Origin of the sequence: Actinotalea solisilvae (assembly GCF_016464425.1) — a bacterium.
Lineage (GTDB): Bacteria > Actinomycetota > Actinomycetes > Actinomycetales > Cellulomonadaceae > Actinotalea > Actinotalea solisilvae.
Genome location: NZ_JADDKQ010000015.1, coordinates 117809 through 142483, shown reverse-complemented (window position 1 = coordinate 142483; position 24675 = coordinate 117809). Strand labels below are relative to the sequence as shown.

At 74.1% G+C, this 24675-nt stretch carries 25 protein-coding genes and 1 pseudogene; 14 read left to right on the top strand and 12 right to left on the bottom strand.

Annotated features, from left to right (window positions below):
• Positions 1-786 (top strand): annotated as a pseudogene (locus tag JIG38_RS13200) (hypothetical protein); the annotation flags it as partial.
• A gap of 3 nt (positions 787-789) precedes the next feature.
• Here the strand turns inward: JIG38_RS13200 and JIG38_RS13195 are convergent.
• The 3 genes from JIG38_RS13195 to lpdA all read right to left on the bottom strand — a co-directional run bounded on the left by JIG38_RS13195 (position 790) and on the right by lpdA (position 5208).
• On the bottom strand, positions 790-1704 hold the full coding sequence (locus JIG38_RS13195; RefSeq protein WP_199424272.1) for a TIGR01777 family oxidoreductase: 915 nt from the start codon (positions 1702-1704) through the stop codon (positions 790-792).
• A gap of 103 nt (positions 1705-1807) precedes the next feature.
• Positions 1808-3799, bottom strand: a complete 1992-nt coding sequence (gene sucB, locus JIG38_RS13190) for a 2-oxoglutarate dehydrogenase, E2 component, dihydrolipoamide succinyltransferase (protein ID WP_199424271.1) — start codon at positions 3797-3799, stop codon at positions 1808-1810.
• Between the two features lie 26 nt (positions 3800-3825).
• Complete coding sequence (gene lpdA, locus JIG38_RS13185; protein ID WP_199424270.1) at positions 3826-5208, bottom strand: dihydrolipoyl dehydrogenase; 1383 nt, start codon at positions 5206-5208, stop codon at positions 3826-3828.
• 228 nt (positions 5209-5436) lie between these two features.
• Here lpdA and JIG38_RS13180 point away from each other — a divergent pair, with 228 nt between their 5' ends.
• Positions 5437-5766, top strand: coding sequence for an oxidoreductase (locus JIG38_RS13180; protein WP_199424269.1), 330 nt, complete (start codon positions 5437-5439; stop codon positions 5764-5766).
• 24 nt (positions 5767-5790) lie between these two features.
• Here JIG38_RS13180 and JIG38_RS13175 read toward each other — a convergent pair whose 3' ends face one another.
• Positions 5791-7287 carry a leucyl aminopeptidase gene (locus JIG38_RS13175; protein WP_199424268.1) on the bottom strand — a complete coding sequence of 499 codons (1497 nt, stop codon included), beginning with the start codon at positions 7285-7287 and terminating at the stop codon, positions 5791-5793.
• Positions 7288-7394: 107 nt separating this feature from the next.
• Between JIG38_RS13175 and JIG38_RS13170 the strand changes: the two genes are divergently transcribed.
• Genes JIG38_RS13170 through JIG38_RS13155 form a run of 4 tightly spaced genes read left to right on the top strand, consistent with a single transcriptional unit; the run spans position 7395 to position 9442 of the window.
• Positions 7395-7754: a hypothetical protein gene (locus JIG38_RS13170; RefSeq protein ID WP_199424267.1), complete on the top strand. Its 360-nt coding sequence runs from the start codon at positions 7395-7397 to the stop codon at positions 7752-7754.
• Entirely contained in the window at positions 7751-8185 is a 435-nt protein-coding gene (locus JIG38_RS13165; protein WP_307844909.1) for a hypothetical protein, read from the top strand. Before JIG38_RS13170 ends, JIG38_RS13165 begins: the two co-directional genes overlap by 4 nt.
• Before the next feature lie 10 nt (positions 8186-8195).
• A complete protein-coding gene (locus tag JIG38_RS13160) occupies positions 8196-9236 on the top strand; it encodes a quinone-dependent dihydroorotate dehydrogenase (RefSeq protein WP_199424266.1) in 1041 nt (346 codons plus the stop codon).
• Positions 9233-9442, top strand: a complete 210-nt coding sequence (locus JIG38_RS13155; RefSeq protein WP_199424265.1) for a hypothetical protein — start codon at positions 9233-9235, stop codon at positions 9440-9442. Before JIG38_RS13160 ends, JIG38_RS13155 begins: the two co-directional genes overlap by 4 nt.
• A 17-nt stretch (positions 9443-9459) precedes the next feature.
• Here the strand turns inward: JIG38_RS13155 and yczR are convergent, their stop codons facing one another.
• A complete protein-coding gene (yczR, locus tag JIG38_RS13150) occupies positions 9460-10920 on the bottom strand; it encodes a MocR-like transcription factor YczR (RefSeq protein ID WP_199424264.1) in 1461 nt (486 codons plus the stop codon).
• A gap of 63 nt (positions 10921-10983) precedes the next feature.
• Here yczR and JIG38_RS13145 point away from each other — a divergent pair, with 63 nt between their 5' ends.
• Both JIG38_RS13145 and yczE read left to right on the top strand, forming a co-directional pair.
• Positions 10984-11220 carry a hypothetical protein gene (locus JIG38_RS13145; RefSeq protein ID WP_199424263.1) on the top strand — a complete coding sequence of 79 codons (237 nt, stop codon included), beginning with the start codon at positions 10984-10986 and terminating at the stop codon, positions 11218-11220.
• Positions 11217-11861: a membrane protein YczE gene (gene yczE / locus JIG38_RS13140; protein ID WP_199424262.1), complete on the top strand. Its 645-nt coding sequence runs from the start codon at positions 11217-11219 to the stop codon at positions 11859-11861. The genes JIG38_RS13145 and yczE overlap by 4 nt, the downstream gene beginning before the upstream one ends.
• 3 nt (positions 11862-11864) lie before the next feature.
• On the opposite strand, the gene JIG38_RS13135 is transcribed toward yczE, so the two are convergent.
• The gene (locus tag JIG38_RS13135) at positions 11865-12875 is read right to left on the bottom strand and encodes an aldo/keto reductase family protein (RefSeq protein ID WP_199424261.1); all 1011 of its coding nucleotides are present in this window, start codon (positions 12873-12875) and stop codon (positions 11865-11867) included.
• 52 nt (positions 12876-12927) lie between these two features.
• Complete coding sequence (locus tag JIG38_RS13130; RefSeq protein WP_199424260.1) at positions 12928-13518, bottom strand: DUF3043 domain-containing protein; 591 nt, start codon at positions 13516-13518, stop codon at positions 12928-12930.
• A gap of 38 nt (positions 13519-13556) precedes the next feature.
• On the opposite strand from JIG38_RS13130, the gene JIG38_RS13125 reads away from it, so the two are divergent.
• Positions 13557-14978, top strand: a complete 1422-nt coding sequence (locus JIG38_RS13125) for a dipeptidase (protein WP_199424259.1) — start codon at positions 13557-13559, stop codon at positions 14976-14978.
• A 44-nt stretch (positions 14979-15022) separates the two neighbouring features.
• On the opposite strand, the gene JIG38_RS13120 is transcribed toward JIG38_RS13125, so the two are convergent.
• The 3 genes from JIG38_RS13120 to nadA are packed head-to-tail and all read right to left on the bottom strand — an operon-like array spanning position 15023 to position 17358.
• Positions 15023-15553 (bottom strand): acyl-CoA thioesterase, encoded by a 531-nt coding sequence (locus JIG38_RS13120; RefSeq protein ID WP_307844907.1) that lies wholly within the window; start codon positions 15551-15553, stop codon positions 15023-15025.
• Complete coding sequence (locus tag JIG38_RS13115; protein WP_199424258.1) at positions 15550-16149, bottom strand: DJ-1/PfpI family protein; 600 nt, start codon at positions 16147-16149, stop codon at positions 15550-15552. Before JIG38_RS13115 ends, JIG38_RS13120 begins: the two co-directional genes overlap by 4 nt.
• A 3-nt stretch (positions 16150-16152) precedes the next feature.
• Positions 16153-17358: a quinolinate synthase NadA gene (gene nadA, locus JIG38_RS13110; protein ID WP_199424257.1), complete on the bottom strand. Its 1206-nt coding sequence runs from the start codon at positions 17356-17358 to the stop codon at positions 16153-16155.
• A 42-nt stretch (positions 17359-17400) separates the two neighbouring features.
• Here nadA and JIG38_RS13105 point away from each other — a divergent pair, with 42 nt between their 5' ends.
• The 5 genes from JIG38_RS13105 to JIG38_RS13085 all read left to right on the top strand — a co-directional run bounded on the left by JIG38_RS13105 (position 17401) and on the right by JIG38_RS13085 (position 22498).
• Positions 17401-18588, top strand: coding sequence for a glycerate kinase family protein (locus JIG38_RS13105; protein WP_199424256.1), 1188 nt, complete (start codon positions 17401-17403; stop codon positions 18586-18588).
• 132 nt (positions 18589-18720) lie between these two features.
• On the top strand, positions 18721-19071 hold the full coding sequence (locus tag JIG38_RS13100) for a HesB/IscA family protein (RefSeq protein WP_199424255.1): 351 nt from the start codon (positions 18721-18723) through the stop codon (positions 19069-19071).
• A gap of 171 nt (positions 19072-19242) precedes the next feature.
• Positions 19243-20073 (top strand): hypothetical protein, encoded by an 831-nt coding sequence (locus tag JIG38_RS13095; protein ID WP_199424254.1) that lies wholly within the window; start codon positions 19243-19245, stop codon positions 20071-20073.
• Positions 20070-20702 carry a ribonuclease D gene (locus tag JIG38_RS13090; RefSeq protein ID WP_199424253.1) on the top strand — a complete coding sequence of 211 codons (633 nt, stop codon included), beginning with the start codon at positions 20070-20072 and terminating at the stop codon, positions 20700-20702. Before JIG38_RS13095 ends, JIG38_RS13090 begins: the two co-directional genes overlap by 4 nt.
• Before the next feature lie 173 nt (positions 20703-20875).
• Positions 20876-22498: a PIN domain-containing protein gene (locus tag JIG38_RS13085; RefSeq protein ID WP_199424252.1), complete on the top strand. Its 1623-nt coding sequence runs from the start codon at positions 20876-20878 to the stop codon at positions 22496-22498.
• A 599-nt stretch (positions 22499-23097) separates the two neighbouring features.
• Here the strand turns inward: JIG38_RS13085 and JIG38_RS13080 are convergent.
• Both JIG38_RS13080 and JIG38_RS13075 read right to left on the bottom strand, forming a co-directional pair.
• A complete protein-coding gene (locus JIG38_RS13080; protein ID WP_307844905.1) occupies positions 23098-23397 on the bottom strand; it encodes a sulfurtransferase TusA family protein in 300 nt (99 codons plus the stop codon).
• A complete protein-coding gene (locus tag JIG38_RS13075) occupies positions 23394-24566 on the bottom strand; it encodes a cysteine desulfurase family protein (protein ID WP_199424251.1) in 1173 nt (390 codons plus the stop codon). Before JIG38_RS13075 ends, JIG38_RS13080 begins: the two co-directional genes overlap by 4 nt.
• Positions 24567-24675: the final 109 nt, after the last annotated feature.

Below are 24675 nucleotides of genomic sequence, written 5' to 3'. Positions count from 1 at the left end.
CCCCCCCGACTCGCGGCCGACGTCTTCGCCGCGTGCCCGCCCGAGCCGGTGCCCACGGTGGACCCGGCCGTGCTCGCGCGCCTGAGCCTGCGCCGCCTCGTCGACGACGACGCGCGCACCGTCCGCCGCGTCCCCCCGCCCCGCGGCCGGCACCGCCGCCCGCGCTCCGTGGCGGTGCGGCTCGGCCGGGGCGCCGCCGCGCTGGCCGCCGTCGCGGTCGTCGGCACGGCCGGCGCGCTCGCCTGGCCTGCGGGGGTCGCCACGGGCGGCTCGTCGGCGACCGCCACGGCCCGCTCGGGCGACGCGGCGCCGCTCGAGCTCGGGCCGGTCGGGGCGACCCTGACCCTGACGCGTCAGCGCGCCGCGGCCCTGCTCGCGGCGGACCGCGTGGCGCTCGCGGCGGTCACCGTCCCGGGCTCCCCGGCCGCGCTCGCCGACCGGGCCGCGCTCGGGCGGCTCGTCGCGGCGTCGGCCGGGCCGCCGGGCGGTGCGGCGCGCACGCGCGTCGACGACGTCGCCGTCGTCCCGGGCGCGGGTGCTCCCTGGGCCGTGGGCCCGGCCGGGACGGTCCGGCGCGGGTGCCGCGAGGTGCGCCTCGTGGCCGAGGTCCGCGGCACCACGGCGCCCGCGCCGTCCGCCGCGGGCGGGCCGTCGGGTGAGGCCGGCGCGTCGGGCGCCGCAGCGGTGGGTCCCGTCGCGGCGCCGCCGACGTCGGCGGTGCTCGGCGTCTGCCCGGTCGGCGGCGGCTGGCGCGTCGCGAGCGTCACGCCGGCCGCGACCGCCTGAGCGTCAGGCGCGGGGCGGCGCCCCGGCCAGCCAGGCCGCGGCGGCGTCCAGCGACGCGTGGGTGTGCTCGAACCCGGACCCGGCGAGCACGGTGGGCAGCGCGCGCTGCGAGGCGAGGACGCCCTCGTCGGCGAACTCGCCCAGCACCGCGCGCAGCGCGAGCCGCGGGACGCGCACGAGCGCGGGGCGGTGGAGCGCGCGCGCGACGGCGGCGACGATCTCACCCGCGCGCGCGGGTGCCGGAGCCGTGAGGTTGACCGGCCCGCGCACGTCGGCGGTGCACAGGTGCTCGATCGCGCGGACCTGGTCGACGAGCGTGATCCAGCTCCACACCGCCGAGCCGTCGCCCAGCGGTCCGCCGACCCCGAGGCGCAGGAGCGGCAGGAGGCGGCCGAAGGACCCGCCGCGGTGCGACATGACGATGCCCGTGCGCAGGTGCGCGACGCGCACGCCCGCGTCCTCGGCGGGTGCGGTGGCGCCCTCCCACGCGCGCACGACGTCGGCGAGGAAGCCGGTGCCCGGCGCCGACGCCTCGGTGAGCACCTCCTCGCCGCGGTCCCCGTAGTAGCCGACGGCCGAGCCCTGGAGCAGGACGCGCGGGCCGTCGTCGAGGTTCGCGAGGGTGCGGGCGAGCAGGCCGGTCGGGACCGTGCGGCTGCGCAGCACGGTGGCGCGGTACTCGGGCGTCCAGCGGTGGTCGCCGATGCCCGCCCCGCCCACGTTGACGACGACGTCGGCGGAGCGCAGCGCGGCGACGTCGAGGCGCCCGCGCTGGGGGTCCCAGCCGATCTCCCGCGACGTCTCCGGACGCCGGCGCACGAGGCGCCGCACGCGGTGGCCGCGGTGGGCGAGGTGGTCGACGAGCGCCGAGCCGATGAGGCCGTGCGACCCCGCGACGACGACGTCGAGGCCGCTCACGCCCGCGTCCCCGCCGACGGGTGGGCCGTGCTCCCGGCGGGCAGGCCGGGAGAAGGCGCGACGGCGCCCCGGACCGCGCGGGTCCAGGGCGCCGTCGCCGTGCTCAGAGCCCGACCTCGGCCTCGAAGTCGCCGTCCTCGATGCGCTTCTTGACCGTCATGAGGTAGCGCGACGCGTCGGCGCCGTCGACCAGCCGGTGGTCGTACGACAGCGCGAGGTAGCACATGGACCGCACGGCGACGTACTCGCCGCCGTCCGGGTCGGTCGCCACGACGGGACGCTTGACGATCGCGCCCGTGCCGAGGATCGCCGACTGCCCGACCGGGACGATCGGCGTGTCGAACAGCGCGCCGCCCGAGCCGGTGTTGGTCACCGTGAAGGTCGCACCGCTCAGCTCGTCGGGCGTGACCTTGTTGTCGCGCGTCCGGACCGCGAGGTCCGCGATCTTGCGCGCGATGCCCGCGAGGTTGAGGTCACCGGCGCCGCGGATCACCGGCAGGATCAGGCCCCGCTCGGTGTCGACGGCGATGCCGACGTTCTCCTCGCCGTGGTAGGTGATCTGGTTGCCCTCGAGCACGCCGTTGACCTTCGGGTGAGCCTTGAGCGCCTCGGTCGCGGCGAGCACGAAGAACGGCAGGAACGTGAGGTTGACGCCCTCGCGTGCCTTGAAGTCCTCCTTGGCGCGCGCGCGCAGCCGCGCCACCTTGGTGACGTCGACCTCGATCACGGTCGTCAGCTGGGCCATCGACTGGAGCGACTCGACCATCCGGGAGGCGATGATCTGCCGCAGACGGCTGGCCTTCTCGGTGGTCCCGCGCAGGGGCGACACGGCGGCCGGCGCAGCGGGCTTGGCGGCAGGCGCCGCGGCGGGTGCCGCGGGCCGGGCCGCGCGCTCCTGCTCGGCGCGCTCGCGCTCGGCGCGCGCCTTCTCGGCCGCCGCGGCGGCCTCGAGCACGTCCTCCTTGCGGATCCGGCCGCCGACGCCGGTGCCGGTCAGGCTCCCGAGGTCGACACCCTTCTCCGCCGCGAGCTTGCGCACCAGCGGCGTCAGGTAGCCGCTGCCGCCCGCGGGTGCGGACGACGCCGCGGGCGCCGGGGCGGGTGCGGACTGCTGCGCCTCGTACGCCGGCTGGCCGGGCGCGGCCGTCTCGGGGGACTGCTCCTGGGCCTTCGCCTCGGCGGACGGCTCCGGCGCTCGGACCTCGGGCTCCTGCTGGGGAGCGGGCGTCTCCGGGGTCGCAGCGGTCTGGGCCGACGCCTGCGCCTCGGCCTGCGGCTGCTGCTCCTGCTGCGCGGGGGCCTGCTGAGCGGGCGCCTGCTGTGCGGGCTGCTGCTGCGCGGGCGCCTGCTCCTGCTGAGCGGGCGCCGCCGCGCCGGCCTCGCCGATGCGCGCGAGCGCGGTCCCGACCTCGACCGTCTCGTCCTCCTGGACGAGGATCTCGGTGAGAGTGCCCGCGAAGGGCGACGGGATCTCGGTGTCGACCTTGTCGGTCGAGACCTCGAGCAGCGGCTCGTCGACGGCGACGTCGTCGCCCACCTGCTTGAGCCAGCGGGTCACGGTGCCCTCGGTGACGCTCTCGCCGAGCGCCGGCATCGTGACGTCCTGGGTGGCGCCACCCGAGGGGGCGGCCTGCGGGGGCGCCACGGGCTCCTCCTCCGTCGCCGGGGCCGGGGCCGACTCCGTGCCGGTCACCTCGTCCGGGACCTGGGCCGCCTGCTGCTCCTCGGCGGGCGCGGCGCCGTCGGACGGCTGCGGGGCGGCCTCCTCCTGCGGCGGGGGCGGCGGGGCGGAGGGCTGGGCCGAGGCGTCCTGCTGAGGCGCCTCCTGCGGGGTCTCACCGGACCCGCCGGCCTCGCCGGCGGCGCCGATGCGGGCCAGGGCGGTGCCGACCTCGACCGTCTCGTCCTCCTGGACGAGGATCTCGGTGAGGGTGCCCGCGAAGGGCGACGGGATCTCGGTGTCGACCTTGTCGGTCGAGACCTCGAGCAGCGGCTCGTCGACCGCCACCTCCTCGCCCACCTGCTTGAGCCACCGCGTCACGGTGCCCTCGGTCACGCTCTCGCCGAGAGCCGGCATCAGCACGGAGTCAGACATGACCTCGCGTCTCCTTCGATGGGGGGTCAGTTGTGGGCGTGCAGGGGCTTGCCGGCGAGTGCGAGGAACGCCTCACCGATCGCCTCGTTCTGGGTCGGGTGCGCGTGCACCAGACCCGCGACGTCCTCCGGGTAGGCCTCCCAGTTGACGATGAGCTGGCCCTCGGCGATGAGCTCGCCGACGCGGGCGCCGATCATGTGCACGCCGAGCACGGGGCCGTCCTTCTGCCGGACGAGCTTGACGAAGCCGGCGGTGCCGAGGATCTGGCTCTTGCCGTTGCCGCCGAGGTTGTACTCGAGCACCTCGACCGCGTCGTCGCCGTGGATCTCCCTGGCCTTCGCCTCGGTGACGCCGACGGAGGCGACCTCGGGCTCGGAGTACGTCACGCGCGGGATGCCGGACTCGACGATGGCTGCCGGGGACAGGCCCGCGATCTCCTCGGCGACGAAGATGCCCTGCGCGAAGCCGCGGTGCGCGAGCTGCAGGCCGGGGACGATGTCGCCCACGGCGTAGACGTTGCCGACGCCCGTGTGCAGCCGCTCGTTCGTGATGACGAAGCCGCGGTCGAGCGTGACGCCCTGCTCCGCGTACCCGAGGCCCTCGGTGCGCGGCCCGCGCCCGACGGCGACGAGGAGCACCTCGGCCGTGAACGTCTTGCCGTCCTCGAGCGTCACGGTCACGCCCTGGTCGTCCTGGGTCGCGCTCTGGAAGCGGACACCGGTCGAGAAGTTGATCTTGCGCTTGCGGTAGGCGCGCTCGAACGCCTTGCTCAGCGCCTCGTCCTCGTTGGGGACGAGGTGGGGGAGCGCCTCGACGATCGTGACGTCCGCGCCGAACGACTTCCACACGCTCGCGAACTCCGAGCCGATGACGCCGCCGCCGAGGATGATCGCCGACTGCGGCACGCGGTCGAGCGTGAGCGCCTGGTCCGACGTCATGATCCGGCCGCCGATCTCGAGGCCGGGCAGCGAGCGGGCGTAGGAGCCCGTGGCGAGGATGACGTTGCGGCCCTGGTAGCGGGTGCCGTCGACCTCGACCGTGTCCGGCCCGACGAGCTTCCCGTAGCCCTCGACGTACGTGATGCCGTGGGCCTTCACCAGGCCCTGGAGGCCCTTGTAGAGCCGGCCGACCACGCCGTCCTTGTACGCGTGGACGCCGGCCATGTCGATGCCCTCGAACGTGGCCTTGACGCCGAACTTCTCGCTCTCGCGGGCGCCGTCGGCGAGCTCCGCGGCGTGCAGGAGCGCCTTGGTCGGGATGCAGCCCCAGTGGAGGCACGTGCCGCCCAGCTTGTCCGCCTCGACGAGCGCCACGCTCAGCCCGAGCTCGGTGGCACGCAGGGCCGCGGCGTAGCCGCCGCTCCCTCCGCCCAGGACCACGATGTCGAAGACGGTGGGGCTGTCAGCCACGATGTGTCTCTCCTCGGACGCAGACGGCGGGTCGCGATGCTCCGGTCATCTTGTCACTCCCCGCGCGAACGCGGGAACCGGAGCCCGGTCGACCCGGTGTGATGCTCACGACAAGTCATCCTATGACTTCCCGCGCAGCCTCGGGTGCACGGCGACGGCGGCGGACGACCGGCCTCGCTCGCGGGGCGCTCCCAGCCGGCTCCCAGGTCGCGCCCGTACCCTGGGGCGATGGGACTCTTCCGCCGCCGGGCCCGCGGCGCCGCCGACGACGCGTCCGGCTCGCCCCGCGAGGCCCAGCAGGCCACGGTCGCGCACCTCGCCGACTTCGTCCGCACGCGCGTCGGGGTCGAGGCCTACGTCGAGCCCGTCACGTCGGTGACGCAGACGACGGTCGTGCTCATCGCGACCACGGGGGAGTGGACGCGGCGGCGCGTGCCGGACGCGCGCACGGCCCACCGGATCGCGCGCGACCTGGGCATCCCGTGCTACGACGTCCAGCTCACGGGCTACCCGCAGCGCATGCGCGACTGGAACGCGCGCCTGCGCGCCCGCCGCTGACCTGCCGCTGACCTGGCGCGCCCCTCAGCCCTCGAGCAGCGCGAGCAGCGTGCGCACGGCGACGCCCGTGCCGCCCACCGGCGTGTAGCCGTGGGCCGCGCCCTCGTTGAAGGCGGGCCCGGCGATGTCCAGGTGCGCCCACGGCGTGCTGCCCACGAACTCCTTGAGGAACAGCCCGGCCACGAGCATGCCGCCCATCCGGTCGCCGATGTTGGCGAGGTCGGCCACCTGGCTCTTGAGGCTCGCGCGGAGCTCGGCCGGCAGCGGCATGGGCCAGAACTGCTCGCCCGCGGCCTCCGCCGCGCGCACGACCTCGCCGCGCACGTCGTCGGTGCCCATGACGGCGGAGACCCGCGAGCCGAGGGCGACGAGCTGGGCGCCGGTGAGCGTCGCCACGTCGAGCACGACGTCCGGCTTCTCCTCGCACGCGGCGACGAGGCCGTCGGCGAGCACGAGCCGTCCCTCGGCGTCGGTGTTGAGCACCTCGACCGTCTTCCCCCCGCGCTGCGTGATGACGTCGGACGGGCGCTGGGCCGTGCCGGACGGCATGTTCTCGGCGAGGCAGAGCCAGCCGGTGACCTTGACCGGCAGCTCGAGCGCGGCGGCGGCGAGCACGGTGTGCAGCACGGCCGCGGCACCCGCCATGTCCGACTTCATCGCCTCCATGCCCTTGGCGGGCTTGATGGACAGGCCGCCCGAGTCGAACGTGATGCCCTTCCCGACGACCGCGACCGAGCGCGTCGGCTTCGACGGGGACCACACGAGCTTGACCAGGCGCGGCGGGCGCGTCGAGCCCTGGCCGACCGCGACCAGCCCGCCGTACCCGCCCGCGGCGAGCGCCTTCTCGTCGAGCACCGTGACCCTGACCTTCGTGCCCTTGGCCGCCGCCTTCGCGGCGTCGGCGAAGGCCGCGGGGAAGAGGTCGAGCGGCGACGTGTTCACGAGGTCCCGCACGCCGTGCACGGCGTCCGCGACGACGACGGCGCGCGCGACGGCGGCCTTCGCCGAGGCGTCGCGGGCGCGCGGGCTGACGAGCTCGACGCCCGTCGCGGGGCGGCGCGCCTCGGGGAGCGTGCGGTAGCGCTCGAACGCGTAGGCGCCGAGCAGCGCGCCCTCGGCGAGCGCCGCGACCTGGCCGACGTCGGTCGCCGGCAGGGCCAGCCCGAGCGTGGCCACCCCCGTGAGCTGGCGGGTCGCGGCACCGGCCGCACGACGCAGGGTCTCGGCCGTGGGCAGCCCTCCCTCGGCGAGCTCGCCGACGCCGACGAGCGCGACGACGGGCGCCTGCACCGCGCCGCCGGACGGCACGCGCGTCACCGAGTCGGCGTCGCCCGAGACGCCGAGCGCCGCGGCCCGTGCCGTGAGCTCGGACGCGAAGGCCGTGGGCAGCGCCTCGGGGTCGAGCAGCGCGACGGCGCCGGGGGCCGTCGGCGTCGCGCCGGGGCGGCGGGCGACACCGACGACGAGCACGTCGACGTCGAGGCGGGCAGGGTCCTTGAGCGTGAGGTTCAGCGTCGGCACGGGGTCGATGCTAGCCGCGCGGAACCGGCCGTCCCGGGCGTACGGCGCCGACCCGGCCGCCGGGAGGGCGTCCGGCACGCGTCGCCCGGGCCCGTATCCTCGTGCGCGTGTGGTCCCCGCTCGTCGTGCTCGTCGCGGCCCTCTCCCTGGTGCTCGCGGGCTGGGCCGGCTGGCGGGCGGTGCGGGACCAGCCGGTCATCCTGCGCCAGCTGCTCGCGGCCGGCGTCGTCGAGGCGGTGCTGCTCGTCCAGGTCGTCGTCGCGGCCGTGCGCACGGCGGGCGGCGACGGCCCCGCCGACGCGGCGACCTTCTGGGGCTACGTCGTCACGACGCTGATCGTGCTCCCGGTGGCCGCCGCGTGGGCCTTCGCCGAGCGCACGCGGTGGAGCTCGGTGGTGCTCGTCGTCGCCGCGGTGACGGTCGCGTTCCTCCAGTACCGCTGCCTCCTCGTCTGGGACGGCGCGTGAGCACCGCGAGCGGCCCGGGCCGCGTGCTCGTCGCCGTGTACGGCGTCCTGGCGCTCGCCGCGACCGCGCGCTCGGCCGTGCAGATCGGGCGTGACCTCGAGCAGGCGCCCGTCGCCTACCTGCTGTCCGCGGTCGCCGCGGTCGTCTACGTCGTGGCGACGGTCGCGCTCGCCCGCGGGACCGCGCGGTCGCGCCCGGTGGCGTGGGCGGCGGTCGGGTTCGAGGCCGTCGGGGTCGTGGCGGTCGGGACGCTGTCGCTGGCCCAGCCGCACCTCTTCCCCGACGCCACGGTCTGGTCGCGGTTCGGTGCGGGCTACGGCTACGTGCCGCTGCTCCTGCCGGTGCTCGGTCTCCTGTGGCTGCGGCGGACCGGGCGGGACGCGGGCGCTGCGGACCGGACGGCCCGGCCGGGCGACGCGACGTCCGGCTAGGTTGACGCGCGTGTACCGGCTGCTCTTCGACCAGGTCTTCCGGCGGATCGACCCCGAGCGGGCCCACCACCTCGGCTTCCTCGTCGTGCGGCTGGCGGCCGCGGTGCCCGGCGTGCGCGACGTCGTCGCCCGGCGCACGGGCGCGAGCGACCGCACGGCCCCGCCCGTGGAGGCGCTCGGCCTCGCGGTGCGGGCGCCGTTCGGGCTCGCGGCCGGCTTCGACAAGGACGCGCGCGGCATCCGCGGGCTGACGATGCTCGGGTTCGGCTTCGTCGAGGTCGGCACCGTGACGCCCCTGCCGCAGCCCGGCAACGAGCGGCCCCGGCTGTGGCGCCACGTGGGCACGCGCGCGGTGCGCAACCGGATGGGCTTCAACAACGAGGGTGCGGCCGCCGTCGCCGAGCGCCTGCGACGCGTCCGCGCGGCGGCGTGGTCGCGCGGCGTCGTCGTCGGCGTGAACATCGGCAAGAACAAGCTGACGGCCGCCGAGGACGCGCCGCGCGACTACGCGATCGCGGCGCGCCTGCTCGCGCCGCTGGCGGACTACCTCGTCGTCAACGTCTCCTCACCGAACACCCCGGGGCTGCGGTCGCTGCAGTCGGTCGACCAGCTCCGCCCGCTGCTCACCGCCGCGCGGGACGCGATCGCCGAGGCGGGCGCGGCGACGCCTCTGCTGGTCAAGATCGCGCCGGACCTGGCCGACGAGGACGTCGACGCCGTGGCCGACCTCGTGGCCGAGCTCGGGCTCGCGGGCGTCGTGGCGGTCAACACCACCATCGCGCACGACCTCGGCGAGGGCGGGCTGTCCGGCCCGCCGGTGCTCGCGCGCGGCCTCGAGGTCGTCGCGCGGCTGCGCGAGCGCCTGCCGGCCGCGGCGACGATCATCGGCGTGGGCGGCATCACGACGCCCGACGACGCGCTCGCGTACCGCGCGGCGGGTGCGGACCTCGTCCAGGGCTACACGGGCTTCGTCTACGAGGGCCCGTTCTGGGCGGCACGGCTGAACCGGGCGCTCGCCGGGCGCTGGGCCACGGCAGGGAGGACGCGATGACGCGGGTGCAGTGGGAGTGGTCGTTCCTCGACGCGCAGGACGTGGTGCTCGACCGGCCGCTGAGCCCCGCGTTCACCAACCGCTTCGACGCGGAGGCCTGGATCGGCGAGCACTGGCGCCACCTCACCACGCAGGGCGTCGCGGTCGCGCAGCTGCTGCAGCAGGGCGAGCCCGCCGCGCCGCCCCTCCCGCTCCGCGCCGGCTGAGCGCCCGACCGGCGCTCTCACACCACGGCGGCGGCGGGCGCGGGCGACGGCGCGGCGGGCGCGCCGTCCACGCCGAGCGCGCGCCAGGCCTCGGCGAGCGCGGCGACGCCGCGCTCGATCTCCTCGGGCGGGAGGCTGAAGGGCAGCCGCAGGCGGTGCTCGAACGACCCGTCGACCCCGAACACCGGCCCCGGCGCGACGCGGACGCCGTGCCGCACCGCGAGCGCCGCGAGCGCCGACGAGACGGGTGCCCCGAGGTCCGCCCAGGCGGACAGGCCGCCCGCGGGGACGGGGACGAGCCACGGCAGCTTCCGCGCGACGGCGGCCAGCAGGACGTCGCGCTGGTCGCGGACCCGGGCGCGCCGGGCGGGCAGGATCTCGTCGGCGCGCGCGAGCAGCTCGGCCACCACGAGCTGGTCGAGCACCGCGGTGCTGATGTCGTGGTGCGCGCGGCCCGTCGCGAGCCGCCCGACGACGTCGCGGTGCCCGCGGACCCAGCCCACGCGCAGGCCGCCCCAGAACGACTTCGACGCGGATCCCACCGCCACGAGCCCGCTGCGCGTCGCGTCCCCCGTGATGCTCGACGGCTCGGGGCCGTCGAGCGTGAGGTCCGTGAGCGTCTCGTCGGCGACGACGAGCGTCCGGTGCCGTGCGGCGAGCTCGCGGACGCGGGCCCGGCCCTCGTCGTCGAGGCTGGTGCCCGTCGGGTTGTGGTGGTCGGGCGTGAGGTGGACGAGCCGGGGGGAGACCTGGCGCACGGTGGACTCGAGCAGGTCCAGGTCGAGCCCGTCGGCGCCCACGGGCACGGGGACGGGCCGCCCGCCCGCGGCCCTGATGGCGGTCAGGACGTTGGGATACGCGGGGTGCTCGACGACGACGCGGTCGCCCGGGCCGACCATCGTGCTCACCAGGAGGTTGAGCGCCTGCTGGGCGCCCGTGGTGACGAGCACCTCGTCGGGAGCGGTCGGCGTCCCGCGCCGCGCGTACCGCGCCGCGACCTCGTGCCGCAGCTCGGCGAGCCCGAGGTGCGTGTAGCCCGTCGTGCCGAGCAGCCGGGGGAGCGCCTCGAGCGCGCGGGCCGCCGCACCCGCGAGCTCGGGCGGCGCGGGCGGGGCCGCGACCGAGAGGTCGACGACGGCGGGGGCCCCGTCACGCGGCATGGTCAGGCCGCCGTCCGGTCGGCGCGGCCCCGAGGGCAGCGTGGTGACGCTGCCCGAGCCGCGCCGCGTGGCGAGGAAGCCCTGCTCCCGCAGGCGCTGGTACGCGGCGGCCGTCGTCGTGCGGGAGACGCCGAGGACGTCGGCGAGCTCGCGCTCGCTCGGCAGGCGTGTCGCGAGCGGGAGCGAGCCGTCGAGGACCGCCCGGCGCAGCCCGTCGGCGAGGGCGAGGTAGGCCGATCCGCCCGTGGCGGGCGCGCCGAGCGTGCGGCGCAGTGCGGCGGCGCTCACGCGCCGCTCGACGGCGTGCGGGGGAGTCATGCGCGCCACTGTTGCAGAAGTGGCTATGGATCACCAGGCCACTTGCGCACGAGGCTGGCCGTCATGACGCCACTCCTCACCGTCCTGCCCCCGGGTGCCCGCGCCGCGCGTCGGACGCGCGGACCGTGGACGTCAGCCGTCCCCCGGGCGGCCGCGGGGCTCGTGGCCGCTCGTCTCGCGGGACTCGTCGGCCGCGTCGCGGACGCGGTCGCCGATCACGGCGATCCGCCGCGCGGGCCGGACGAGCGGCACTGGGCCGTGGGCACGTCGCTCGGCCACCACGTGCAGGACGTACCGTGAGCGACGTGCGCCGCGCCCTGCAGCTCCTCGTCGGGCTGGTCCTCTACGCCGCGTCGATCGCCCTGCTCGTGCGGGCCGGCCTCGGCAACATGCCGTGGGACGTGCTCAGCGAGGGCCTCTCGGAACGGCTGGGCTGGACGTTCGGCACCGTGACCGTCGTCGTCAGCGTCGTCGTGCTGCTGTGCTGGATCCCGCTGCGCCAGCGGCCCGGGGTCGGCACGGTCGCGAACGTCCTGGTCATCGGGGTGCTCGTGGACCCGTTCCTCGCGCTGCTCGGCCTGCTCGAGGACCCGCTGCCGCTCGCCGCCGCGATCGCCATGACGGTCGCCGGGATCGCGCTCAACGGGGTCGCGACCGCGTGCTACATCGGGACGCGGCTGGGGCCGGGGCCGCGCGACGGCCTCATGACCGGCCTCGTCGCGCGCACCGGCTGGTCCGTGCGCCTGGTGCGCTCGGGCATCGAGGTCGTGGTCGTCGCGGTCGGCTGGCTGCTCGGCGGCCCGGGGGGGCTCGGCACGCTCGCTTACGCGCTCCTCATCGGGCCGCTCGTGCACGCGCTGCTGCCGCGCTTCACCGTCCCGCCGCGCACGGGCGCGCCGGGCGGGGCGGCCCCGACCGAGGTCGGGACCGCCCGCACCTGACCGTCAGACGGGGCGGCGCGCCGGCGCGTTCTCGGCCGTCTTGGCGGGGTCCCGGACGACGACGTCGCCCAGCGCCTCGTCGATCCGGGCGAGCGCCTCGGCCGGGATCGTCACGCCGGACGCCTTGACGTTCTCCGCGACCTGCTCGGGCCGCGAGGCGCCGATGATGGCCGCGGCGACGTTGTCGTTCTGCAGGACCCAGGCGACGGCGAGCTGCGCCATGCTCAGGCCGAGCTCCTGCGCGACGGGCTCGAGGCCCTGGACCGCGCCGAGCACGTCGTCGTTCATGAAGCGCCCGATCATCTGGGCGCCGCCCTTCTCGTCCGTGGCGCGCGAGCCCGCGGGCAGCTCCTGGCCGGGCTTGTACTTGCCGGTGAGCACGCCCTGCGCGATCGGCGACCACACGATCTGGGACAGGCCGAGCTCGCGGGACGCGGGCACGACCTCGTCCTCGATGACCCGCCACAGCATCGAGTACTGCGGCTGGCTCGAGATGAGCTGGACGCCGAGCTCGGTCGCGAGCGCGTGGCCGGCGCGGATCTGGTCGGCGGTCCACTCGCTCACGCCGATGTAGAGGGCCTTGCCCTGGCGGACGACGTCGGCGAACGCCTGCATCGTCTCCTCGAGCGGCGTCTCGGTGTCGAAGCGGTGGGCCTGGTAGAGGTCGACGTAGTCCGTGCGGAGGCGGCGCAGCGACGCGTCGATCGACTCGCGGATGTGCTTGCGGGACAGGCCGACGTCGTTCGGGCCCTTCGGTCCGGTGGGCCAGTAGACCTTGGTGAGGATCTCGAGCGACTCCCGGCGCTGGCCGTCGAGGGCCTCGCCGAGCACGGTCTCGGCGGCGCCGTTCGCGTAGACGTCGGCGGTGTCGAAGGTCGTGATGCCCGCGTCGAGCGCGGCGTGCACGCACGCGACGGCGGCGTCCTGCTCCACCTGGGAGCCGTGGGTCAGCCAGTTGCCGTAGGCGATCTCGGAGATCTTCAGGCCGGAGCGGCCGAGGTAGCGATGTTCCATGCGCCGAGCGTAACCCCGCGAGGTCGAATCGGTTCGACGGGCGGGGACCGGCTCAGGCGGGGTACTCGCCCCGCTTGACCTGCGGCTTGGGCAGGCGCGTGCGGCGCATCTGGAACGCGCGCAGGACGCCGTACATCGTCGCGCCCCGCTGGACCTCGCCGAACTTCTCGGTGAGGCGACGCTTGAGGCCGCGGCTGAGCAGGACCGCGTCGACGACCGTCACCGCGATGAACAGGTAGAGCACCGCGATGACGACGAGCCCCGCCACCTGGCTCTGCCCGGTGAGCATGAGCGCGAGCACGACGACGATCGATGCCGGCAGGAACAGCTCGCCGAGGTTGCGTCGCGCGTCGACGTGGTCCCGGACGAACCGGCGCACGGGCCCCTTGTCGCGCGGCGGGAGGTAGCGGTCGTCGCCGGTCTGCATCGCGAGGTTCTCGCGGGCGCGGGACTCGCGCGCCGCGACGCGCGCGGCCCGTGCCGCGGCCTTGCGGTCCGTCGGGACGACGGGCTTGCGGCGCGCGGCCTCGGCCTCGCGGCGGCTGCGTGTCGGGCGGCCCTTGCCGGGTGTGCCGGACGCCGGGGGACCGGCCGGGCGGGTCGGCTCGGCGGGCGGCGGCGTGGGGCGGTTGCGGGACAGCACGGCCTCAGGGTAGTCGAGCGCGCCGGTAGCGTGGACGCGTGACCGACACTGCCGCCGCCCCCCAGCCCCGCCCGTCCGACGCCGTCCCCGCAGGCGGCTCCGCGCGCGACGTCGAGGCGCTCCGCGCCCGGGTCGCCGAGGGCTTCCCCGCCCTGCGCGCGGACCTCGAGGCGCTCGTGCGGATCCCCAGCGTGTCGAGCCCCGCGTTCGACCAGGCGCACGTCGCCGCGAGCGCCGAGGCCGTCGCGCAGCTGCTGCGCGAGGCGGGGATGCCCGAGGTGCAGGTGCTCACCGCCACGCGTGCGGACGGCGTCGTCAGCCGGCCCGCCGTCGTGGCCCGGCGGCCCGCGCCCGCAGGCGCACCGACCGTCCTGCTCTACGCGCACCACGACGTGCAGCCGCCGGGCGCCGCGTCCTCCTGGTCGACGGACCCGTTCGAGCCGACCGAGCGCGACGGGCGCCTCTTCGGGCGCGGCGCGGCCGACGACAAGGCCGGCATCGCGGCGCACCTCGGTGCGCTGCGCGCCCTGGGCGACGACCTCCCGGTCGGCGTGACCGTCTTCGTCGAGGGCGAGGAGGAGATCGGGTCCCCGACGTTCGTCGACTTCCTCACGACCCACCGGGACCTGCTCGCCGCGGACGTCATCGTCGTGGCGGACTCGACCAACTGGCGCGTCGGGGTCCCGGCCCTCACGACGAGCCTGCGCGGGCTCGTGGACTGCGTGGTCGAGGTGCGCGTCCTCGAGCACGCAGTGCACTCGGGCATGTTCGGCGGGGTCGTGCTCGACGCGCCGACCCTGCTCGCGCGCCTGCTGGCCACCCTCCACGACGACGACGGCAGCGTCGCGGTCGCGGGACTGGTGACCGGCCCGGAGCCGGAGGTCGACTACGACGAGGCCGCCCTGCGCGCCGACGTGTCGGTGCTGCCCGACGTGCGCCTCGCGGGCACCGGCTCGCTCACCGGCCGGATGTGGACCAAGCCCGCGCTGTCGGTCATCGGCATCGACGCGACGAGCGTGGCCCAGGCGTCCAACACGATCGCGCCCGCGGCCCGCGCGAAGCTCTCGCTGCGCATCGCGCCCGGCCAGGACCCGCAGGCCGCGTACGACGCCCTCCGCGCGCACCTCGAGGGCCACGCGCCGTTCGGCGCGCGTGTCACGGTCGAGCCCGGCGAGCTGGGGAAGGCGTTCCAGGCGCCGGCCGACAGCCCGGCGATGCGCGTCGCGCGGGCCGCCTTCGCCGACGCGTGGGGCACGCCGCCCGTCGACATCGGCGTCGGGGGCTCCATCCCCTTCATCGCCGACCTGCTCGAGGTGTTCCCCGACGCGGCGATCCTCGTCACGGGCGTCGAGGACCCGGACTCGCGCGCCCACGGCGCCGACGAGTCCGTCGACCTCGCCGAGCTCGAGCGCGTCGTCCTCGCCGAGGCGCTCCTGCTCAGCCGCGTCGCGCAGGCCTGAGACGCGGTTCCCGGCGTCGGCCGGCCCCCGGGCCGGGCCGGCGCTCAGGGCTCGCGGTGCGCGACGTCGAACGCGCGGGCCCACGCCGCGACGTCGTCGGGCAGGTCCGGGCTCGGTCCCTCGTGCCCGAGCAGCGCGGCGACGTCGTGCGCCGGCACCCGCGCGCCCGAGCGCGCGAGGAAGCGACCGGCGACGACGCCGCGCGCGACGTGCGCGTCACCCCGCGCGAAGACCTGCTCGAGGTACACCACGCGTGGGTCCCAGCCCAGGACCGTCGTCGTGATCGTGAAGCGCTCGCCGAGCCGCAGCGAGCGGCGGTAGCTCATGGTCGACGCGGCGACCACGGGGTACCAGCCGCGCTCCGCGAGCAGCGGCAGCGCGCCGAGGTCGGCCAGGAGGTTCGTCCGCGCCTGGTCCATCATCTGCAGGTACACGCCGTTGTTGACGTGCAGGTAGACGTCCAGGTCGGCGGGCGTCACGCGCATCCGGCTGACCGACGGGTCGAACAGCCCCTGGCCGGGGACCGCGGGACGCGGGAACCGCGCCGCGAGGGCCAGCCGCACCTGCCGCGTCACACCGGTGGCGCGGGGTCGTACTGGATCGCGCGCCGGACCGCGCGCGCCTGCTCCGCCGACTCGAGCCGCTCGACGAGGTGCAGCGCCATGTCGATGCCTGCCGAGACGCCCGCGGACGTCACGACGTCGCCGTCGTCGACGAACCGGGCCTCGGTGTCGGCGAGCACCGCGGGCTCGAGCTCGGCGAGCTCGTCGAAGGCGGCGTGGTGCGTGGTCGCGGGCCGCCCCGCGAGGAGGCCGGCGGCGGCGTAGACCAGGGCGCCCGTGCAGACCGAGGTCATGAGCGCCGTCGTCGCGCGCATCTGCCGCACCCACGCGAGGTGCTCGCTGTCGCGCGCGAGCGCGCGCGTGCCGTGACCGCCGGGGTACACGAGGACGTGCAGCGCGCCCACGTCGGCGATGCCGTGGTCGGGCACGACGCGCAGGCCCTTCGCGAGGCGCACGCCGGCGCCGTCGGGGGAGAAGGTCACGACCTCGGGCCGCAGCTCGCTCTGCTGCGCCCAGGCGGCGAGCACCTCGTACGGCCCGACGACGTCGAGCTCCTCGGCGTCGTCGAAGACGAAGATGCCCACCCGCATGGGGTGCCCCGTGCCCATCGCTCAGAGCCCCGGCAGCGCGAGCATCTGGTCGAGCGCCACGCGGGCCCAATGGGCGTCGTCCGGGTCGACGACGACGCGGTTGACGAGGCGGCCGTCGGCGAGCGACTCCATCGCCCACACGAGGTGCGGCAGGTCGATCCGGTTCATGGTCGAGCAGAAGCACACGGTCGCGTCGAGGTAGTGCACGCGCAGCTCGGGGTGCTGGCGCGCGAGGCGCCGCACGAGGTTGAGCTCGGTGCCGATCGCCCACGCGCTGCCGGGCTCGGCCGTCTCGAGCGCGCGGATGATGTACTCCGTCGAGCCGACGAGGTCCGCCGCCTCGACGACCTCGTGCTTGCACTCGGGGTGCACCAGCACGTTCACGCCGGGGACCGCCGCGCGCACGTCGGCCACGTTCTGGGCCGAGAAGCGCCCGTGGACCGAGCAGTGCCCGCGCCACAGGATCATCCGCGCGTCGGCGAGCTGCTGGGGGCTGAGCCCGCCGCCCGGCCGGCGCGGGTCGTAGACCACGCAGTCGTCGAGGCTCATCCCGAGCTCGCGCACCGCGGTGTTGCGGCCCAGGTGCTGGTCGGGCATGAAGAGCACGGCACCGTCGCCGTCGGTCCCGCCGACCTGGTCGAAGGCCCAGCGGAGGGCGACCTGGGCGTTGGACGACGTGCACACCGTCCCGCCGTGCCGGCCCGTGAACGCCTTGATCGCGGCGGTCGAGTTCATGTAGGTCACCGGCACGGTGCGCTCGGCGACGCCCGCGTCGGCGAGGACGTCCCACGCGTCCTCGACCTGCCGGATGCCCGCCATGTCGGCCATCGAGCAGCCCGCGGCCAGGTCCGGCAGGACGACGGCCTGGGAGTCGGCCGTGAGGATGTCCGCCGACTCGGCCATGAAGTGCACGCCGCAGAAGACGACGTACTCGGCGTCGGGCCGGGCGGCGGCCTCGCGCGCGAGTTTGAACGAGTCGCCGGTGACGTCCGCGAACTGGATGACCTCGTCGCGCTGGTAGTGGTGGCCGAGCACGAAGGCCCGGTCGCCCAGCGCGTCGCGCGCGGCGCGTGCCCGCTCGACGAGGGCGGGGTCGCCCGGGTCCGGCAGTGCCCCGACGCACTCGACGCCGCGCTCGGACACGAGGTCCGAGCGGGTGCCCAGGAGCAGGAGCGCGGCCGACGGCGAGGGCTCGGCGAACGACGGCGCAGGCGTGACGGTGCTCACGCGGGGATCTTCCCACAGGCGCGCCTGGGGCAGGATGGCCCGGTGCGCATCCTCGTGGCCCCCGACTGCTTCGGGGGCACGCTCACCGCGCGCGCCGCGGCCGACGCCATGGCCGCGGGCTGGCGGCGCGGGGCGCCCCACGACGACGTCGCACTCCTCCCGCTCGCCGACGGCGGTCCGGGGTTCCTCGAGACCCTGCACGGCGCGCTCGGGGGCGAGCTCGTCCCGGTGACGGTCGCGGGACCGCTCGGCGAGCCCACCCCCGCGCTCGTGCTCCTCGTGGACGCGTCGGGCGGGCGTGTCGCCTACCTCGAGTCCGCCCAGGCCCTCGGGCTCCACCTCGTGCCGGCCGAGCGCCGTGACCCGACGCGCACGACGTCGCTCGGCCTCGGCGAGCTGCTCGCGGCCGCCCTCGACCTCGGTCCGGCGCGCGTCGTCGTCGGGCTGGGCGGCTCCGCGACGAACGACGGCGGTGCAGGCGTCCTCGCGGGCCTCGGCCTGCCGGCGCCCGTGCTGCGCGGCGGCGGCGGAGGGCTCGGCGCGGCCACGGCCGAGGACCTCGACGGGCTCGCTCCGCTCCGGCGACGCGTGGCGGCTGTCGACCTCGTGGCCGCTGTGGACGTCGACGTACCCCTGCTCGGCCTGCACGGCGCGAGCGCGGGGTTCGCGGCGCAGAAGGGCGCGACGCCCGAGCAGGCGCAGGACCTCGAGCGGGCGCTCGGCCACCTCGCCGACCTCGTCGGTGCCGCCGTCGCCGACGACGGCCTGCGCCGCGACCTGCTCGCCCCCCAGCCCGGACGCCGCACGGCCACCCCGGGCCGCGCGCTCGCCCAGGTCGCCGGCGCCGGTGCGGCCGGCGGCGCCGGCTTCGCGCTCGCGGCGCTCGGTGCGCGCGTGCTCGGCGGCGCACAGGTCGTCGCCGACGCCGTCGGCCTCGGCGCGGCCGTGGGCGCCGCCGACCTCGTGGTCACGGGGGAGGGCGCGCTCGACTGGCAGTCCCTGCACGGCAAGGTGGTCCACGCGGTCGCCGCGGCGGGCCTGGAGCACGGCGTCCCCGTCGTGGCGGTCGCCGGCCAGGTGCTCCTGGGCCGCCGCGAGTGGGGCGCGGCCGGGATCGCGGGCGCCTACGCGGTCGCCGAGCGTCCCGACCAGGTCGCCGCGTCGCTCGCCGACCCCGCGGGCACGCTCGCGGCGCGCACCGAGCGTGTGGCGCGAACCTGGTCCCGCTGAGGACGTACGCTGGGAACACCCGGGCGCGCACCGCTGTTGACGCCGTCGACCGCCCGAGCGCGCCGGACCAGCACGTGACGGAGCGACAGCGGTGACTGATCGTCAGCCGGACCCGAGAACCGCGGAGACACCATGAGCGAGACCACCCAGACCGCCACCCACGGCGTCGAGCTGAGCGACGTCGCGGCCGGCAAGGTCCGCACGCTGCTCGAGCAGGAGGGTCGTGACGACCTCCGCCTGCGCGTGGCCGTGCAGCCGGGCGGCTGCTCCGGCCTCATCTACCAGCTGTACTTCGACGAGCGCCTGCTCGACGGCGACGCCGTGCGCGACTACGACGGCGTCGAGGTCGTCGTGGACCGCATGAGCGTCCCGTACCTCGACGGCGCGAAGATCGACTTCGCGGACACCATCGAGAAGCAGGGCTTCACGATCGACAACCCGAACGCGGGCAGCTCCTGCGCGTGCGGCGGCTCGTTCGCCTGAGCACCACCTGACACCCGACGAGGGCCGGCACCGACACGGTGCCGGCCCTCCTCGCGTCGGGGAAGGCGCTGCTGCGGGCGCACACGTCGACAACGGCACTATTCATACGGAGACTCATGCAGTCGGGCGGCCTCCCCGCAAGTGTCGGTGGCGGCGTCTAGGGTTGGCGGCATGAACCAGCGGCGAGGAGCGCCCGTGCGACGTGATATCGACAGCACTCTTGCGGAGAAGATCACGAATTACTCCACCGTGCTGCTGGCATTGCTGGGCGTTGTCCTTGGGCTGGCGCTGATGGTTGTCGCTGCGTCGTGGGACTCATTGGCGAGCCGCGATTGGCAAAGGTCGCTTGTTAACGAGCTCGGCGGACTGCTGGTGGTGACGGGCGGCCTTTCCGTGCTGTGGGACCTGAGGGGAAAGCGCGACCTCATCCGCGAGGTGCTTGCAAAGGTCCGCGTCTCTTCGGAAGTTCAGGCGGCCGGGGTTGTGCAGATGACCATGAACTGGATGGATATAGAATGGGATGAACATTTCAAGTCGGCGCATGAGATTGACGTTTTCATCTCGTACGGGAGCAGTTGGCGTAAACTGCATTGGCCGCGACTCCAGGAGTTCACCGCCAAGAAGCGAAATAAGCTGAGAATCTTCCTTCCGGATCCCAAGGACGAGTCCACCATGAAGGTCCTTGCACAGAGGTACGACTATACTCCGGAGAAGATTCAGGCCAGCGTGCTCGAGATGGCACACGAAATGGCAACGCTATCAGGTCCCGATTCTGCGGACATTCGCGTCTACTACCGAGCGGGTGACCCCACTTTTACCTGCTACCGCTTCGACGAGACAGTCTTGGTGACGCTCTACTCACACAAGCGGCAGCGGGGTAGCGTGCCAGCGATCGCCCTCACCGACGGCACTTTCAAGGACTACTTTCTCGCCGAACTCGAAGCGATTCATGGGCAAAGCGTCGAGGTGCCGCTCGCCGGCCTCCAGAAGGGAACTGCATGATGCTCGCCACAGGTGCAATACGAGTGGTGTCTGGAGACCTCAGCCCCGAATTTGAATGGGCGGTACGCGACGCGCGCCTCGTCGCTTGGGACATTGAGACGAGCGGTCTCGATTGGGCTACCGATCAGATCGCCACTTGTCAACTGCACGTTGCCGACATCGGCACTGAGGTGGTTCGCCTAAACGACGCCGTGCCTGACCGGCTTAGAGACCTGCTCAACTCTGAACGCGTCGTCAAGGTATTTCACCACGCCGCGTTCGATCTTCGCTTCATGCGACACCACTGGAGAATCGCGCCCCGAGGAGTGGCGTGTACAAAGATCCTGTCCAAAATCGTCCATCCAGGGCTCGCTGGACGGGAACACAGCTTGAAGCCGGTTCTCTCACGATACCTCGGGGTCGAACTCGATAAGACTCAGCAGGTGTCTGACTGGTTTGCCGAGGACCTCAGCGAAGAGCAGTTGCGGTATGCGGTCAGAGATGTCGAGTTCCTCCTGCCACTCTTCGATCGGTTGATGGGTGCGGCGCGCGCGAACGGCGTGGCGGACCTTGTGGAGCAGAGCTTCGCCTACCTCCCGACGCGCGTCGAAACCGACCTTCGGGGGAGCGGCGACGTTTTCGCCTACTAGCCTCAACTACGGGCGGTGATCGCGCTGGACCGGCTGTCCAAAGCCCTGCACGCACCGCCCGCCGGGCCTGGGCGAGGTGTGCTACATCCGGTGGCGGCTCCGCCGAGCGACACCTCGCTCCGCAACAGCGCACCTTCCGCAGGCCGCTGAAGGCGTGGGTGCAGACTGTCCTCGTGATCGCCTTCCTCGACGCCAACATCCTGATGCAGGACTTCATGTGTGCCGGCGCCGTGTGGCGGGTCCTCGCGCATGCACCAGAATCTTGGTCGCTCCGGCTCTTCACTAGCGAGGTCGCTGTCGCGGAGGCAGTTGCGGGCTATGACCGAGCGATTGCGCAGCATGTCGAAGCTCTAGACAAGACTGCTCGGTCCTGGGGCAGGCTCGGCGCAGGATCAGACGCCGATGACACACGCGCCGCGCTGCGCCGGCGCGGCGAGGTGTATCGGGAGCATTTGCAATCGTCGCTTGTGGAGGCTGGCGTGAGCGTTCTGCCGACTCCCGCTGTGTCGCATTCGGAAGTGATTGCCCGCTCCGTTGCTCGGAGGCGACCGTGCGACGAAAGAGGTGACGGGTATCGGGACACTCTCGTATGGCTCAGTTTCCTCGAGCTTGTTCGGGCCAACGCCGAAGAAGAATCTTTCGTCTTTGTCACCACGGATACGGACTTTATGGACGACTTGAAGACAGGCTTTCATGAGCACTTGAAGGAAGACCTGGGCGAGCAGGCATCGAATGGGAGGGTGCGGCTCCGCCAAGTTCTTGGGGACATTCCGCTGGCGTTGGCGCAGCGTTCCGGCGAAGGAGAGGAACTCAAGTCGCTCCGCGACGAGCTGAAAGCCGAGACTGTCGGACGGTTTGTTGAAAGCTTGCTCAAGGAGAGTATTGGAGAGCAACTTAGCGCCCGGGCATGCGCGCTGCCGCGGGCTTCGGAGAGCGCAATGCTTGAGTCCGTTGGCGCAATGCGGGGAATGACATTCACAGTCCGGGGGTCAGTATCCGATGACCAAGCCGTCGCTGACTTCCTGGTTGAGGCTGACACAGAAATCCTGATCCGAGTTCCGCTTGGCGCTGCCCTTGGCGACGCGGAGGCGGTGCACCTGGTTGCGCAGGGTCCGGAGCACGCCGTTTACACAGTGCGCAAGCCGTTGCTGTTTGCGGGCATGCTTCAATTTGGCAGGTTTGATAAGCCGCTGGGTGGTGAAGTCAGTCGTGTCACAGCAAGACCGGACGATCCTGGTCGGCTTCACTGGGTGCGCGGAGCGTCACCCACCGGTGGACTGCTCGGCTTCGAGGCCGATGTGACGCGCGAGATGCTCAATGACTTGAAGTTCTACCCAACGCAGGACGTGTTCGATGGTCTCCACTTCGACCTGACGCAGGATCTGTTCAAGGACCTGAAGTTCGACCTGACGCAGGATCTGTTCAAGGATCTGAAGTTTGACCTGACGCAGGATCTGTTCAAGGATCTGAAGTTCGACCTGACGCAGGATTTGTTCAAGGATCTGAAGTTTGACCTGACGCAGGGCCTGTTCAAGGATCTGAAACTCGACCTGACACACGGCGTCCTCGAGGGTCGGAAGGTTGACCTGACGCAGGGCATAGCTGGGCCGCCTGAGCCCCTTGGAGATTCCGACACCGCCAAAGTTGAGCGCCTAAACGAGTCGGACATTCCAGGCTCCGAGAGCCCTGACTCGGCAGGGCCGGGAGCTGAGGGCAACAGCGACGAGCCGGACCAGCCAGACCAGCGGAGCGCTGACGGACCTTCGGACGCCCCGCCCAGCGGCACGGTCGACTGAGCCGCGCCTGGCCCCGGCGCCGCTCGCGCAGCGGCCTCGCGCTCACCGGCGCTGCGGCGCCCGGCCAGGGCATTAGCGACTTCCGGTGTCCAGGTCGCAGCGGGACGGCTTCGGTGAGCAACTGCTCAACGCGCTCTGCGGCGACGGTCAGCTGCCGCGGCCGCCGTGGTTGTGCCTTGGAGCACATGTAGCGCAGCTCTTGCGGCGCGGGAACGTGAACAGCCCTTCGCCGCACAAGCCGTACCGCAGTTTCTACGAGAGACGGTATTGTCCCGCGGGCCCGGCGCCCGCTGACACTCTTCGCGGCTAGGACGCCCAGCACCCGATCGCCCTGAGGAGGGGTGATGATGGCCTCCCGCACTTGGAGGTAAGCGGTCACCGCGTCTCGGATCTGCGTCGTGGTCTGCAGACATCCGCCCGCAGGCAGGACGAGCGGTGGAGGCCTCGCGGGCGGACAGGTCGTTCTCGAGGTACTCCGCAGTGACAGTCGCCGTGCTTACGGGCAAGGCGTCGGCAATCTGCAACTGCGCTCGACGCTGAGCGCCCTGCCCAACGCGTCCGGTGAGACGCGGGCGTAGATCGCGACTGCTGGAGGCGTCTCAATAGGGGGCACCCCGGCGACGGCGACCAACGCAACCATGTCGGCCCGCTACGGGAGCCGGCCCGAGCCGCACCATCGTCACGCCCCTAACGTCGTCCTCGATGATCGTCCCGACTACCTCGTGGCCGCGCATGCGTGCCCAGGCCGGGATGTCGTGCCGGGCGGCCGGGTCCGTCCAGAGGACCTCGATCACGGTGCCGGCGGCCAGGGTCTTCGCCACCGCGGCGAGCCGGATGACCGGCAGCGGGCAGCGCAGGCCGCGCGCGTCAACACGCACGACTTCGTCGTCGGCGGTCACAGTCCGACGACGCCTGCGGCGTCCCGGACCGCGGCGACGGCTTCGGGCAGCGCCGCGCAGAACCGGTCGACGTCGTCGTCGCGCACATCGACCGGCAGGGCGAGGCGCACGTTGCCGTGCGTCAGCACGCCCATGGCCGCGAGGACGTGGCTCGGCTCGAGCGCGCTCGACGTGCAGGCCGAGCCCGAGCCGACCGCGAAGCCGCGGCGGTCGAGCTCGCCGACGATCGCTTCGCCGTCCACGTAGAGGCAGGAGAACGTCAGGACGTGGGGGAGCCGGGCGTCGGCGTCGCCTGCGACGTCGACGTCGGGCACCGTCGCGGCGGCGGCGCGGATCCGCTCGACGGCGGCGCGACGGCGCGCGTCGGCGGCCTCGCGCTCGGCCAGCACCGCGCGCAAGGACACGGCCGCGGCGAAGGCCGCCGGGACGCTCACGCCGCCGGGGAACCACGCGTCCTCGTCCTCGGGCGCGTCCGGGACGGCGCGCACCGAGCTGCGAATCGCGAGCACGCCGACGCCGGCTGGCGCGCCCCAGTCGCCGGGGTCGGCGGCCAAGACGTCCCACACCGCGGGCAGCGCCACGTGCCCGACGCTCGCGCCGGCGTCGACGATTAGCGGCACGCCGGCCGACCGCGCCGCCTCGTGGGCCGCCTCGACGGGCTGAACCGTGCCGACCTCGCCGTTGGCGTGCTGGAGGGCCGCGAGGGCGACGCCGGGGGAGGTGACCGCGCCGCGCCACGCGTCGAGATCGACCCGGCCCACGCGGTCGACCGGCACGACCGTCAGGGTGTCCTCCGCGACCCAACGCCCGGCCGCGAGGACCGCGGCGCGCTCGACGGCCGACGCGACGACGCCCCGGCCGGTGCGGCGGCGGCCCCGCGCGAGGCCGCGGACCGCCGCGTGCAGGGCCGCGGTGTGGCTGGGCGCGAGATGCACCTCGGGCGTGCGGCAGCCGAGCTCCGCGGCCAGCGCCTCGCGCGCCTGCTCGAGCAGGAGGCGCGCCCGGCGGCCCTCGGCGTGGAGCCGGCGCGGGTCCGCCCAGCCTTCGGCCAGGGCGGCGTCGTAGGCGGCGCGGCCGGCCGGGTGGACGGGCGCGCGCCCGCCCGCGTCGAGGTAGACGCGGTGCCGCGCGGCGCCGTCGGTCGGCGCGTCGTGCGCTGGCTGTCCCACGCGCCCACGCTAGCCGTCGTCGGGCGTGCCGTCCGGCCTGCGACGACGTCCGCGCACGCTAGGCTGCTCGGGTCGAGGACGTAAGTCCCGGTCGGGCCGCCCGAGGCGG

Excerpts from the sequence above, each read along its gene's own strand:
- sucB (WP_199424271.1), bottom strand. The coding sequence starts at position 3,799 with ATGTCTGACTCCGTGCTGATGCCGGCTCTCGGCGAGAGCGTGACCGAG.
- JIG38_RS13180 (WP_199424269.1), top strand. The coding sequence starts at position 5,437 with ATGGGACTCTTCCGCCGCCGGGCCCGCGGCGCCGCCGACGACGCGTCC.
- JIG38_RS13155 (WP_199424265.1), top strand. The coding sequence starts at position 9,233 with ATGACGCGGGTGCAGTGGGAGTGGTCGTTCCTCGACGCGCAGGACGTG.
- yczR (WP_199424264.1), bottom strand. The coding sequence starts at position 10,920 with ATGACTCCCCCGCACGCCGTCGAGCGGCGCGTGAGCGCCGCCGCACTG.
- JIG38_RS13145 (WP_199424263.1), top strand. The coding sequence starts at position 10,984 with ATGACGCCACTCCTCACCGTCCTGCCCCCGGGTGCCCGCGCCGCGCGT.
- JIG38_RS13135 (WP_199424261.1), bottom strand. The coding sequence starts at position 12,875 with ATGGAACATCGCTACCTCGGCCGCTCCGGCCTGAAGATCTCCGAGATC.
- JIG38_RS13115 (WP_199424258.1), bottom strand. The coding sequence starts at position 16,149 with ATGGGCACGGGGCACCCCATGCGGGTGGGCATCTTCGTCTTCGACGAC.
- JIG38_RS13100 (WP_199424255.1), top strand. The coding sequence starts at position 18,721 with ATGAGCGAGACCACCCAGACCGCCACCCACGGCGTCGAGCTGAGCGAC.
- JIG38_RS13095 (WP_199424254.1), top strand. The coding sequence starts at position 19,243 with ATGAACCAGCGGCGAGGAGCGCCCGTGCGACGTGATATCGACAGCACT.
- JIG38_RS13090 (WP_199424253.1), top strand. The coding sequence starts at position 20,070 with ATGATGCTCGCCACAGGTGCAATACGAGTGGTGTCTGGAGACCTCAGC.